The 12,575-nt window shown below is 68.2% G+C and carries 10 protein-coding genes; 1 reads left to right on the top strand and 9 read right to left on the bottom strand.

The window, feature by feature from the left end; translation table 11 throughout:
* Window positions 1-7: 7 nt before the first annotated feature.
* The 9 genes from AMK58_RS26415 to pyk all read right to left on the bottom strand — a co-directional run bounded on the left by AMK58_RS26415 (window position 8) and on the right by pyk (window position 9,289).
* Window positions 8-685, bottom strand: coding sequence for a TerC family protein (locus AMK58_RS26415; RefSeq protein WP_035684187.1), 678 nt, complete (start codon window positions 683-685; stop codon window positions 8-10).
* 79 nt (window positions 686-764) lie between these two features.
* Window positions 765-2,048, bottom strand: a complete 1,284-nt coding sequence (locus AMK58_RS26420) for a TRAP transporter large permease (RefSeq protein ID WP_035684184.1) — start codon at window positions 2,046-2,048, stop codon at window positions 765-767.
* Window positions 2,039-2,578 carry a TRAP transporter small permease gene (locus tag AMK58_RS26425; RefSeq protein WP_059399658.1) on the bottom strand — a complete coding sequence of 180 codons (540 nt, stop codon included), beginning with the start codon at window positions 2,576-2,578 and terminating at the stop codon, window positions 2,039-2,041. The genes AMK58_RS26420 and AMK58_RS26425 overlap by 10 nt, the downstream gene beginning before the upstream one ends.
* 79 nt (window positions 2,579-2,657) lie before the next feature.
* On the bottom strand, window positions 2,658-3,644 hold the full coding sequence (locus AMK58_RS26430; protein ID WP_104675464.1) for a TRAP transporter substrate-binding protein: 987 nt from the start codon (window positions 3,642-3,644) through the stop codon (window positions 2,658-2,660).
* 431 nt (window positions 3,645-4,075) lie between these two features.
* A complete protein-coding gene (locus tag AMK58_RS26435) occupies window positions 4,076-4,831 on the bottom strand; it encodes a GntR family transcriptional regulator (protein WP_035684181.1) in 756 nt (251 codons plus the stop codon).
* 74 nt (window positions 4,832-4,905) lie between these two features.
* A complete protein-coding gene (locus tag AMK58_RS26440) occupies window positions 4,906-5,853 on the bottom strand; it encodes a DMT family transporter (protein WP_035684180.1) in 948 nt (315 codons plus the stop codon).
* Between the two features lie 132 nt (window positions 5,854-5,985).
* The gene (locus AMK58_RS26445; RefSeq protein ID WP_051141107.1) at window positions 5,986-6,903 is read right to left on the bottom strand and encodes a formate/nitrite transporter family protein; all 918 of its coding nucleotides are present in this window, start codon (window positions 6,901-6,903) and stop codon (window positions 5,986-5,988) included.
* Between the two features lie 16 nt (window positions 6,904-6,919).
* The gene (gene pflA / locus AMK58_RS26450; protein ID WP_051141106.1) at window positions 6,920-7,699 is read right to left on the bottom strand and encodes a pyruvate formate-lyase-activating protein; all 780 of its coding nucleotides are present in this window, start codon (window positions 7,697-7,699) and stop codon (window positions 6,920-6,922) included.
* Window positions 7,700-7,765: 66 nt separating this feature from the next.
* Window positions 7,766-9,289, bottom strand: a complete 1,524-nt coding sequence (pyk, locus tag AMK58_RS26455) for a pyruvate kinase (protein WP_059399659.1) — start codon at window positions 9,287-9,289, stop codon at window positions 7,766-7,768.
* 501 nt (window positions 9,290-9,790) lie between these two features.
* Between pyk and AMK58_RS26460 the strand changes: the two genes are divergently transcribed.
* Window positions 9,791-12,334, top strand: coding sequence for an HWE histidine kinase domain-containing protein (locus AMK58_RS26460; RefSeq protein WP_035682306.1), 2,544 nt, complete (start codon window positions 9,791-9,793; stop codon window positions 12,332-12,334).
* Window positions 12,335-12,575: the final 241 nt, after the last annotated feature.

Raw genomic sequence — 12,575 nt, forward strand, 5'->3', positions numbered from 1 at the left:
CTTCCCGTCAGCCGAGCCAGGCCGTGTGGGCCAGAACCTCGTTCGAGCCCCGCCAGACCATGTCGAGCGCAACATAAGTGATGATCGCAAGACCGATCCAACCAATCCAGCGATGTTTGTGCAGAACACGTGCAATTACGTTCGCGGCGGCTCCCATCAACGCCACCGAGAGCAGCAGGCCGAGCACGAGCACGGTCGGATGCTCCTTGGCAGCACCGGCCACCGCCAGCACATTGTCAAGCGACATCGACACGTCGGCCACCACGATCTGCCAGACGGCGGCGCCCACCGAGACGGCGCTGGCGGCGGCCACCGCCGCGTTGCTGCTGAAGGAGGCCGTTCCGGGCAGGACGTCGGGGGCGTCCAGCGCCTCCTCCGGCGTGATCTCGTCGGCGCCCTGGGAGCGCAGTTCGCGGAACATCTTCCAGCAGACCCAGAGCAGAAGCACGCCGCCGGCCAGGGTGAGGCCGATGATGGCGAGAAGCTGGGTGGTCATCAGCGCGAAGAGGATGCGCAGCACGATGGCCGCGCTGATGCCCCACAGGATGACCCGGCGCCGCTGCTCCGCCGGGACGGCGGCGGCGGCCATGCCGACGACGATGGCGTTGTCACCGGCCAGAACGAGGTCGATGGCAACCACCTGCCCGAAAGCGACGAGTTGCGGCCAGAGTTCGGCGGTCATCATGATTCGTCTCCATTGCAGCGGGGCGCCCGATGATCGGAGCGCCCCGCGGTATCCTTGCTGTGCGGTTGGGGGCGCCCGGTCAGCGCATGAGCATGTGCGGGAGCCAGAGTGAGAAGGCTGGGACGTAGGTGACGAGGAGGAGGGTGACGAACAGCGCGCCGTAGAAGGGGAGGATGGAGCGCATGACCTGGCCGACGGAGATCTCGCCGATGGCGCAGCCGATGAACTGGGTGGTGCCGACCGGCGGGGTGTTGAGGCCGAGCGCGCAGTTGATCAGCATGACGATGCCGAACTGCACCGGGTCCATGCCGTACTGCATGGCGATGGGCAGGAAGATCGGCGTGCAGATCAGGATCGTGCTCGCCATGTCCATGAAGGTGCCGAGCAGGAACAGGATGATGTTGATCAGCAGGAAGATGACCAGCGGGTTGGTCGAGATGCCGGCCATCAGCTCGCCGGTGATCTCGGCCACCTGATAGAGGCCCATGATGTACTGGAACATCGTGGAGACGCCGATCAGCAGCAGGACCACGCCGGTCGTCTTGACCGTCTTGGCGGCGGCGGCCAGGAAATGGTCCCAGGTCAGCGTGCGGTAGACGAAGGTGGTGAGCAGCAGGGCGTAGATCACCGCGATGGAGGCGGACTCGGTGGCGGTGAAGACGCCCGAGGTGATGCCGGCCAGGATGATGACGACGATGAGCAGGCCGGGGGCGGCGGCGGCGAAAGAGCGGCCCAGGATCGACCAGCCCGGGAAGGTGCCGGCGGGGTAGCCGCGCTTGACGGCGACGTAGTAGGCCGCACCCAGGTTGCAGACCATCAGCAGCAGGGCGGGGACGATGCCCGCGGCGATCAGCGCGCCGATGGAGGCTTTGCCGCCGGCGGCCAGCGCGTAGATGATCATGTTGTGGCTGGTCGGCATCAGCGCGCCGACCAGGGCGGCGTGGGTGGTGACGTTGACGGCGTAGTCGGCGTGGTAGCCCTCGCGCTTCATCATTGGGATCATCACGGCGCCCATGGCCGAGACGTCGGCGACGGGGGAGCCGGCGACGCCGCCGAAGAGCGTGCAGGCGACGACGTTGGACATGCCCAGGCCGCCGCGGATGTGGCCGACCATGTTCTTGGCGGTGGCGACGATCTTGTCGGCGACGCCGCCGTGGAGCATCAGCTCGCCGGAGAAGACGAAGAAGGGGATGGCGAGGAAGGAGAAGACGTTCATGCCGGACATCATCTGCTGGAAGATGACGGCGACGGGGAGGCCCTCGTAGAGGATGGTGCAGAGCGCCGACAGGCCGATGGCGAAGGCGACCGGAATGCCCAGGACGAGGAAGCCGAAGAAGCTGATGGAAAGGATGGTCAGTTCCATGATGGTGCGACCTCCTCGCCGCGGATGATGGCGACGACGTGTTCGATGGCGAAAAGCACGATCAGGACGCCGGAGAGCACGAGCGGGATGTAGCGGACGGCTTCGGAGACGTGCAGGTTGGGGATGAAGTACGGGGCGACGGAGGTGCCGAGCACCCAGCCGTTGTAGGCCATGCAGGCCCCGAAGACGCCGACGAGGGCGTAGATGACGATCTCGACCTTGCGGCGGATGGGGTCGGGCAGCATGACGAGGAAGGATTCCAGGCCGATGTGCCCGGCGTCGCGGACGCCGACGGCGGCGCCGATGAGGGTGACGTAGAGGACCAGCACGATGGCCAGGCTCTCCGCCCAGGTCGGCGAGTCGTTCAGCACGTAGCGGCCGAAGACCTGATAGAACACCACACAGACGATGGCCATCAGGCCGACCATCGCCACGCACATCCCCGACCACGCCAGACGCGCGTTCACCCGCGTCAACAAGCGTGGGGCGGCGAGGGGGCGGACCTCTTCCAATTCAAGTTCGATGCTCATGATGCCGTCCTTCCCGCGGGGGGCGGCGCCGGCCGGACTTGGCCGGCGCCGCGACCGCGTGCCTTACTTCGTGTCCTGCCTACTTCGTGTCCTGGATGCGCTGGACGAGGCCCTGCAGCTTCGGCGTGTTCGCGAACTTGGCGAAGACGGGCTTCATCGCGTCGATGAATTCCTGCTTGTTCTTCACGTCGCTGATCTGGGAACCGGCCTTCTCGACGATGGCGCGGGAGGCCTCCTCACGCTCCGTCCACAGCTTGCGCATGTAGGGGACGGAGTCCTTGGCGGCCTTGCGGATGGCGGCCTGGTCGTCCTTGGACAGGCGGTCCCAGGTGACCTTGGAGAAGACCAGCACCTCCGGCGCCATCGCGTGCTCGGTGCGGGTGAAGTACTTGGCAGCCTCGAAGTGGCGCGAGGATTCGTAGGACGGGTAGTTGTTCTCCGCCGCGTCGATGATGCCGGTTTTCAGGCCGGTGTAGACCTCGCCCATCGGCATCGGCGTCGGGTTGGCGCCCAGCGCCTCGATCATCGACACGAACAGGTCCGACTGCTGGACGCGGATCTTCATGCCCTTCAGGTCGGCCAGCGACGACACCGGTTTCTTGGAGTAGAGCGAGCGCGAGCCGCTGTCGTAGAAGGCCAGACCGATCAGCCCCTGGCTTTCCATGGCGGCAAGGATCTCGTCGCCGACCGGGCCGTCGAGGACGGCGTGCATGTGGTCGGTGTCACGGAAGATGAAGGGCAGGGCGACGACCATCGTCTCCGGAACGACGTTGTTCAGCGGCGCCACGTTGATGCGCATCATGTCGAGGCCGCCGATCTTGATCTGCTCGATCGTGTCGCGCTCGTTGCCCAGCGCGCCGTTCGGGTAGACCTTCACGCCGAGCTTGCCGTTGCTGCGTTCGCTCAGCAGCTTGCCCATGTATTTGACCGCCTCGACGGTCGGGTAGTCGCCGGGGTGGATGTCGGCCGACCGGAAGTCGCGGGCCGAGACCGGGGCGGCGAGCAGCGCGCCCGCGGCGCAGGCGGCCAGCAGCGCCATGCCGAGGCGGCGGAAAGTGTTCTTCATGGACCGTACTCCTGCCTTAGGAGAAGTGCCTGTTGGAGCGGAGGCGGGGTGTCGGCCCGCCGAAAATGGACAAACGAATAGTTCCAGCGTTCGGAAGAAGCCCCGGCTGTTCGGCTGCGCGCTTCGAATAACAGCGCTGCGAAGGCGGGGGCAAAAAAGAACCCCGAAGGGTATGAGGGCGCAAAATCCCGGCGCCATCGGCGTGTACCGACGGGGGGTGAAGCTGGGCGGTTTCTTGTCCTTTGTTCCGAAGCGCCTGCGGCGTTCTTCCGCGCGGCTGCCCTGATGTTGTCCGGTGAGCGGGCGGCGTCGGTTGTTCAAGCCCGTGCCACATCCCGCTGCGCTAGTTATATTAATATATCAGCTTTCAAGGCAAGCGCAAAACGGAGGCCGGAAAGCGTGACGCCAAAATGTCGCAAGCCGGGTGGGGATTAAAGCCGGGGCGGGGTTTGACGCCCCGCGGCGGTGGGCGCGTCGGTGAAGTAAAGCGGTGCGGCGGCGCGCAAATCGTCGATGGCCAGGCGCAATCCGTCGAGATGGGCGCCGAGCGCCTCGACGCTGGCCTCGCGGTCGTGGGCGGCGACGGCCTCGACAATGGCGTCGTGCTCGGCGATGACCTTCGTCATCTGGCCGGGCACAGGCAGGGTCAGGCGCCGGCAGCGGTCAACCTGCACCTTCACCTGTTCCACCAGCGCCCAAAAGCCGGGGAATCCGGCGATCTCGGCGAGCAGGGCGTGGAAGCTCTCGTCGGCTTCGTGAAAGCCGTCGCGGTCGCAGGCGGCGCAGAGGTCGCGTTGCTCCTCAAGCGCCGCGCGCAGCTGGGCGATGTCGCCAGGGGTGGCGCGGATGGCGGCCATCCGCACGGTGGCCTCCTCCAGCGCCTTGCGGATCACCCCGGCCTCCGGCAGGGCGGCGACCGGAATCAGGGACACATAGGTGCCCGACTGCGGGAAGACGTCGATCAGCCCCTCGTCGGCCAGCCGCAGCACCGCCTCGTGCACGGGGGTGCGGCTGACGCCGTAGGCCGCGGCGATGCGGGCCTCGGCGATGGGCTCGCCGGGTCGTCGGCGCATCCCCAGGATGTCGTTCCGCAGGTCGCGGTAGATGGGAGAGGCGGAGCGCGGTGCGGGCCGGACCGTGGCAAGCCGGCGCTGCCGCGGCGGGGCGGTGAAGGAATCGGATGGCATGTGCCACCTCGTCGGGCGGGCGGGGCGCGCAGACGTAGGCCGGCGCCCCGCAGGACATCATAAAAGCTAATATATTAGTGTTTGCGCCCGATGCTGAGTGGCAAATTGTGGGACACCTCGGGCGAAGTGTCGCACGCCTCCGCTTCGGCCCGGCGGCGCGTCTCGCGGATCAGGATCAGCAGGCCGCTGGCGATGACGATGGCGGCCCCGGCCAGCACATGGGCTCCTGGCCAGTCGCCCCAGAACAGCCAGCCGAACAGGCAGGCCCAGAGGATGCCGGCGTAGTTGAACGGGCTGATGACCGCCGCCGGGGCCAGGGCGTAGGCGCGGGTGGCAAAGTACTGGGCGCCGCCGCCGACCAGACCCATCGCCGCCATCAGGGCGAAGCCCTCCGCCGTCGGCATCGTCCAGACGAAGGGCAGGGCGACGGCGCTGAGCAGCGTGGAGAAGGCGGTGAAGTAGAAGACGGTGGTGACCGGCGCCTCGGTCCGCCCCAGCTGCCGCATCGCCATCATGGCGAAGGCGTAGGCGACGGCGGCGCTCAGCCCGACCAGCGCGCCGGTGTTCAGCATGCCGCTTCCCGGCTGCACGATGACCAGCACCCCGGCGAAGCCCACCGCCACCGCCCCCCAGCGGTAGGGACCGACCCGCTCCCCCAGCACCGGCACGGACAGCGCGGTCAGGAACAGCGGGGCTGAGAAGGACAGCGCCACAGCGTCGGCCATCGGCATCAGGTGGTAGGAGAGGAACAGCAGCACCATCGAGGTCAGGCCGATCGCCGCCCGCCAGAAATGACCGCCGAGATGCTCCGTGCGCAGGCTGCGCCAGCCGCCGGCGCGGGCCAGCATGGCGGTGGCGGGCAGCAGGGCGAAGGCGTTGCGGAAGAAGGTCACCTCGGCCAGCGGATAGTCCGCCGCGAGATGCTTCGCCAGCGCGTTCAGCACCGCGTAGAGGAACACCGCCAGCAGCATGGAGACGATGCCGCTGCGCGCCTGGAGATGGCTGGGGATGGGCTGGGCCATGGGTGCCCCGGGGGTGGTTCGTTGGTGAGACCTTGCCCCCACCCCGGCCCTCCCCCGCTCACGCAGGGGAGGGAGAATGGTCCCCTCCCCTGCGAAGCGGGGGAGGGTTAGGGAGGGGGCAAGGTCCGCCGTCTAATGCGCCGTGCGGCGGCTCGGGCGGCGGTAGATGAACCAGTAGACGGCGCCGACCAGCACCGCTCCGCCGAACCAGTTGCCCAGCGTCACCGCGGCGAGGTTCAGCAGGAACTGCCCGACCGGGATGACCGGCGCGGCGCGACCCAGGTCGGCCCAGAAGGAGGCGGGGGCGCCCCATTCGATCAGCAGGCCCAGCGGCACGAAGTACATGTTGGCGACGCAGTGCTCGAAGCCGGCGGCGACGAAGGCGCTGACCGGGAAGACGATCGCCATGATCTTGTCGGTCACGCTGCGCGCGCCGAGCGCCAGCCACACCGCCAGACAGACCAGCACGTTGCACAGGATGCCCAGGAAGAAGGCCTGCCCGGCGGGCAGCCCGGCCTTGGCCGTGGCGAAGTAGAGCGCCGAGGCCCCGACCGCCCCGTGGCCGAAGGCGTATTGCCCGGACAGGAAGACCAGCAGCGCCGTGCCGGCGGCGCCGACGAAGTTGCCGAGCCACACCATGGTCCAGACCCGGAGCATCCGCCCGGTCTTCACCCGCCCGCTGGCCCAGGCCATCACCATCAGCGCGTCGCCGGTGAAGAGCTGCGCGCCGCCGACGATGACCAGGATCAGACCCAGTGAGAAGACCAGCCCGCCGAGCAGCCGGGTCACCCCGTAGGGCAGCATGCCCTCGGCCCCCGACATGGCGACGGTGGCGAACAGGCCGCCCAGCGCGATGAAGGCGCCGGCCAGGACGGCCAGAGCGAACAGCGTCGCGCCGTCGTAGTTGGCCTTCTTGACGCCCAGATTCTCCGCCGCGAGCGCGATGGCGTCGGGCATCAGCGCGTCGAGGGAGGACGCGGGCGGGGCGGCGGTAGGGGAGATGGCCGGGGAGGCGTGTGGGTTGGCCTCCGGAAGGGAATGCGTGTCCATAAAGGTGCTCCTCGTCTCACACGACCGTAAGGCCCTGCGTCCGGAAGATGCCGCGCACCCGCTCGGTCAGCTCCGGCGGGGGAGGTTCGGTGTTGGCCAGCGCGTAGGGCAGGCCGAGCTGCTTCCACTTGAACTCGCCCATCTTGTGGAAGGGCAGGACGTCCACCCGCTCCACCACCTCCAGGCCGGCGGCGAATTCCGCCAGCCCCTCGATCTCGTCGAGATGGTCGGTCAGGCCGGGAACCAGCACGTAGCGCAGCCAGATCGGCTTGCGCATCGCGGACAGCCGCTCGGCGAATTCCAGGGTCGGGCGTAGCGGCACGCCGGTGACGGCGCGGTAGGTGGCCTCCTTGAACGCCTTGATGTCCAGCAGCACCAGATCGACGTCGGCCAGCAGATGGTCGTCGGCGTGGCTGCCGAGGAACCCCGAGGTGTCGAGCGCGGTGTGCAGGCCGAGCTGCTTGGCGCCGCGGTAGATGGCCGCGCAGAATTCCGGCTGGACCAGCGGCTCGCCGCCGCTGATGGTCAGGCCGCCATGGGCGCGGTGCAGGAAATCGGCGTAGGTCGCGATGTCGGCCAGCACGTCCGAGGACTGGGCCGGCGACCCGTCGTGCATGTGGCGGGTGTCGGGGTTGTGGCAGTACTGGCAGCGCAGCGGGCATCCGGCCAGGAACAGGACGTAGCGCAAACCCGGCCCATCGACCGTGCCGCCCGTCTCCACCGAATGGACCCAGCCGCGGACCGATGCGCCCGTCCCGGCGGCGTGCGCGGGGTGGGGGGTAATCGGGCTGAGCATGAGGCACCTCGTGAATGGGCGCCGGTGTCCGCTTCATGCGGCACCGGCGCTGTGTGCCATCCTATGTCACGCCCCGGCGTCGGCCATGACCGGGGTCAATTGATCTGACCGCGAATCCTGCGCGTATTGCATGTACCCGCCCGCTGGAAGGACGGGGCGCTCCACCCAGGCGATGCGCAGGATGTTGGTCGAGCCCGGCATGCCGAAGGGCACGCCCGCGGTGATGACCAGCCGCTGCCCATCCTCTGCCAGACCGTGGGCGTAGGCGATGCGGGTCGCCTTGTGCACCATGTCGGAGAAGTTCTGGATGTCCTCGGTGAGCACGCTGTGCACGCCATAGGCCAGCACCAGCCGGCGCGAGGCGGCAACGGTCGCGGTCAGGCAGAGGATCGGCACCTCCGGCCGCTCGCGGGCGGCGCGCAGGGTGGTCGAGCCGCTGGTGGTGTAGGTGACAATGGCCGCCGCGTGGATGGTGTGGGCGACCTGCCGCGCCGCCGCGGTGATGGCGTCGGCGGCCGTTTCCTGCGGGTCGGCGTGCTGGGCGTCCATCATCGTGCGGTAGAGGTCGTCGTGCTCGACCCGGCGGGCGATGCGGTCCATCATCGACACCGCCTCGACCGGGTAGGCGCCCGACGCGGTCTCCGCCGACAGCATCACCGCGTCCGCCCCGTCGAAGACGGCGGTGGCGACGTCCGACGCCTCCGCGCGGGTCGGGGCGGGGGCGCCGATCATCGATTCCAGCATCTGGGTGGCGACGATCACCGGCTTGCCGGCCTTGCGCGCTTCGCGGATGATCCGCTTCTGAATGCTCGGCACGTCCTCCGGCGGCATCTCCACGCCGAGATCGCCGCGGGCGACCATCACGCCGTCCGACAGCTCGACGATGCGCTCCAGATGCTGGATGGCCAGCGGCTTCTCCAGCTTGGACATCAGGGCGGCGCGCCCGGCAATCAGCTTGCGCGCCTCGGCCACATCCTCCGGCCGCTGCACGAAGGACAGCGCCACCCAATCCACCTCCTGCTCCAGCGCGAAGACGAGGTCGGCGCGGTCTTTCGCGGTCAGCGGCGACAGCGGCAGCAGCACGTCGGGGACGTTCACGCCCTTGCGGTCGGACAGCCGAGTTCCGGCCACGACGACGGTGTCGGCGTGCTCCGGGCTGCAATCGACGATGCGCAGACGCACCTTGCCGTCGTCGAGCAGCAGGTCGGTGTCGGGGCGCAGGGCGGCGAAGATTTCCGGATGGGGCATGCCGACGCGGGTCGCGTCGCCCGGCTCGGTGGAAAGGTCGAGGCGGAAGGGCTGGCCCACCGTCAGTTCCACCGAACCGGCGGCGAAGCGGCCGAGCCGCAGCTTCGGTCCCTGGAGGTCGGCCATGATGGCGATCGGCCGTTCCAACTCGCGCTCCAGGGCGCGGATGGCGCGCACGCGGGCGCCGTGGTCGTCGTGGGAGCCGTGGCTGAAGTTCAGACGGAAGACGTCCACGCCCGCCTCGAACAGCAAGCGGATCATCTCCGGCGAGGAGGAGGACGGACCCAGCGTGGCGACGATCTTCGTCTGCCGGAAGCGGCGGATCGGGGAGGTGGCGGTCATATCGAAACGGGCTCCGCAAAAGAGGGCGGGGACGGCGGGCGCGGCGGCGCGGGCGCTCATCGGCAAGACCGCCGCGCCAGGGCCGGCGTGACGGTGCGGCGCGCGGCGGTCGGTGCGGTCCTGGGGGATGCGCTCGCGGCACGGGCGGGCTTGGGCCGGCCGGGCTGCGCGTCTGTCCTTCGCAAAATAAAATACTAGTATATCAGATTGAAAGGCAAGCCCGTTTCGCGGTGCGGGGCGGCCCTTCGGCCAATATGCCGCAGGCTTCCCCGCCCAATGGATTGACCGGCATGTAGGGCTTTCTGCCGAGAGGGATGGTATTGGACCCCCTTCGATTTTGGATTATTTTACCGACACGGCGTGCTTTAAGGCCGCTCCGGTGTGTTGGCATGGAACAAGCCAAGGGATCGGCAAATCATCGTCCCATCCGGATGCATGGGACAAATTTGAGGAACGCCGGAACAATGATGATGGTGGCTGAATGACGCGGGCGGTGCGGCGATGAACGGTGGCGTAGACTTGAGCAATTGCGACCGGGAGCCGATCCATCTCGTCGGGTCCATCCAGCCAAGCGGATTCCTGATCGCGCTGTCGACGGATTGGATCGTCAAGCACGCCTCGTCCAACATCGGGGTGTGGCTGGGGGTGGAGCCCGACGCGCTGCTGGGGCTTCCCCTGACCGAGGTGATGGAAGAGGAGGCGCTTCACGCCATCCGCGGCCGACTCCAACTCTCCCTCATCAACGGGTCGGTGGAGCGCGCCTTCCGCCTGACGCTGTCGCCAAATGCGCTGCCCCTGGACATCGCGGTCCATCTGTCCGGCCAGTCGATCATCGTCGAGGCGGAGCCGAGCGAGCCGGACGACGAACTGGACGTCGGCTCCATGGTCCGCGCGATGATCGGGCGGCTCCAGCGCACCGCCGATTTCGACTCCTGCTGCCGCGAGGCGGCGCGGCAACTGCGGTCGCTGACCGGCTTCGACCGGGTGATGATCTACCGCTTCGACCGCGACGGCGCGGGGGAGGTCATTGCGGAATCCGCGGTGCGCGGCGTGCCCTCCTATCTGGGGCTGCATTATCCGGCGTCGGACATCCCGAAGCAGGCTCGCGCGCTGTACGAGCGGAACTGGCTGCGCTGCATCAATGATGTGGATGCCCCGCCCGCAGCCATCCTGCCGCCGGTCGGACCGGAGGGCGAACCGCTCGACCTGTCGATGAGCGTGCTTCGCAGCGTGTCGCCCATCCATTGCGAGTATCTGCGCAACATGGGCGTTGCGGCCTCGCTGTCGGTGTCGATTCTGCGCCGCGGCAAGCTGTGGGGTCTGTTCGCCTGTCACAACATGGTGCCACGGCGGCTGTCGCTGGAGCGGCGCACGGCGGCGGAGCTGTACGGCCAGATGTTCTCCTTCCTTCTGGAAGGCGTCGAGCGCGACCGGGAGGAGGCCTACGAGGCCAAGGCGCGCCTGCTCCACACCCGCATCATGGCGGTGATGGCGGACGGTGCCTCCTCCATGGAGAATCTGGAGCGGCTGCGCGGCGAGGTCGGCCACTACATCCGCAGCGACGGCTTCGCCATCGTGCTGGGCGGCCAGATCCTTGTGGAGGGCACCACCCCGACGCCGGAGGAACTGCTCGGGCTGGTGCGCATGCTCAACCGCACGCACGCCAGCCGCGTCTTCGCCACCGGCGAAATCGGGCAGGTCCACCCGCCGGCGCAGGATTTCACCGAGCGCGCCGCCGGCATGTTGGCCATCCCGGTGTCGCGCAAGCCGCGCGACTACATCATCTTCTTCCGCCGGGAATCGGTCCGCACCGTCACCTGGGCCGGCAACCCGGACAAGCCCGTCGAGCCCGGCCCCAACGGGCAGCGCCTGACTCCGCGCAAGAGCTTCGAGGCGTGGAAGGAAACGGTGCACGGCCAGTCCGAGCCCTGGACGGAGGCCGACCTGCGCATCGCCGACTCCCTGCGGGTCACGCTGATGGAGGTGGTGCTGCGGCTGGCCGACCAGGCGGAGGAGGAGCGCCGGACGGCCCGCGAGCGGCAGGAGCTGCTGATTGCCGAGCTGAATCACCGGGTCCGCAACATCCTCAGCCTCGTCCGCGCCTTGCTGGCCCAGAGCCGGGCCGGGGTCACCCGTGTCGAGGAGTTCGCGGAGATCGTCGGCGGGCGCATTCAGGCGCTGGCCCGGGCGCACGACCAGCTGACGGCGGAGAACTGGAAACCCTCGCCCCTGCGTCCCCTGATCGCGGCGGAGGTCGACGCCTATCTGGGCAGCCGGGCGGACCGGGTGGTCCTGTCGGGGCCGGAGGTGCTGCTGTCGCCGCCGGCCCTCTCCGTGATGGCGCTGATCATGCACGAGCTGGTGACCAACGCCGCCAAGTACGGCGCCTTCGCCGACAGCGGCGGCCGGGTGAAGGTCCATTGGAGCCTGGACGACCGGGACGCCCTGGAACTCTGCTGGGAGGAAAGCGGCGGCCCGCCCGTGCAGGCGCCGACGCGCCAGGGCTTCGGCACCACCATCATCGAGCGCTCGGTCCCGCACGAGCTGAAGGGCGAGGCGATGGTGACCTACGCCCTGGCCGGGCTGAGAGCGCGCTTCACCATCCCGGCCATCCACGTCAGCTTGGCGCCGGAACGCCCGGCGGCGGTGATCGAGGCGGCGGTGACGCCCTGTGCGGCGGCGGACATTCCGCTGGGCGGGACGGTGCTGATCTTGGAAGACAACATGATCATCGCGATGAGCGCGGAGGACATGCTGTTGAAGCTGGGCGCCGAGCGGGTGGAGACGGTGGCGAGCGTCCGTCAGGCGCTGGTCACCATCGCCGACGACCCGCCGGACATGGCGCTTCTCGACGTCAATCTGGGGACCGAGACCTCCTTCCCGGTGGCGGAGCGGCTGCGCGAGCTGGGCATCCCCTTCCTGTTCGCCACCGGCTACGGCGAGTCCGCGATCTTCCCCGAGGAGTTCCGCGACGTGCTGGTCCTGCGCAAGCCCTATGATTCGGAGCAGGTGCGGCGAGGGCTCCAGACGGTGCGAGGTATTTAACCGGTCGAGCCGAAGTTCGGGATTCTCGGGGGCAACAGGGTCTTCACGGATTGCGCGGATTTGGACACGGATGGCACGGATTTATTTTCTGGCTTGCCCCGAAAACGCCGTTCGAGAAGCCAAAACTGAGCAAGCATTAAAGAAAATCCGTGTCATCCGTGCTTAAATCCGCGCAATCCGTGTAGAATTTATTGTCCTTCAACAGGCCACTCCTTCCCCGTTTGCCGCCCCGACCTCGACC

It is taken from the genome of Azospirillum brasilense, assembly GCF_001315015.1.
Taxonomy (GTDB): domain Bacteria; phylum Pseudomonadota; class Alphaproteobacteria; order Azospirillales; family Azospirillaceae; genus Azospirillum; species Azospirillum brasilense.

Bases quoted from the DNA above. Each gene is read 5' to 3' on its own strand.
- AMK58_RS26415 (WP_035684187.1), bottom strand. From the start codon at position 685: ATGATGACCGCCGAACTCTGGCCGCAACTCGTCGCTTTCGGGCAGGTG.
- AMK58_RS26420 (WP_035684184.1), bottom strand. From the start codon at position 2,048: ATGGAACTGACCATCCTTTCCATCAGCTTCTTCGGCTTCCTCGTCCTG.
- AMK58_RS26425 (WP_059399658.1), bottom strand. From the start codon at position 2,578: ATGAGCATCGAACTTGAATTGGAAGAGGTCCGCCCCCTCGCCGCCCCA.
- AMK58_RS26430 (WP_104675464.1), bottom strand. From the start codon at position 3,644: ATGAAGAACACTTTCCGCCGCCTCGGCATGGCGCTGCTGGCCGCCTGC.
- AMK58_RS26435 (WP_035684181.1), bottom strand. From the start codon at position 4,831: ATGCCATCCGATTCCTTCACCGCCCCGCCGCGGCAGCGCCGGCTTGCC.
- AMK58_RS26440 (WP_035684180.1), bottom strand. From the start codon at position 5,853: ATGGCCCAGCCCATCCCCAGCCATCTCCAGGCGCGCAGCGGCATCGTC.
- AMK58_RS26445 (WP_051141107.1), bottom strand. From the start codon at position 6,903: ATGGACACGCATTCCCTTCCGGAGGCCAACCCACACGCCTCCCCGGCC.
- pflA (WP_051141106.1), bottom strand. From the start codon at position 7,699: ATGCTCAGCCCGATTACCCCCCACCCCGCGCACGCCGCCGGGACGGGC.
- pyk (WP_059399659.1), bottom strand. From the start codon at position 9,289: ATGACCGCCACCTCCCCGATCCGCCGCTTCCGGCAGACGAAGATCGTC.
- AMK58_RS26460 (WP_035682306.1), top strand. From the start codon at position 9,791: ATGAACGGTGGCGTAGACTTGAGCAATTGCGACCGGGAGCCGATCCAT.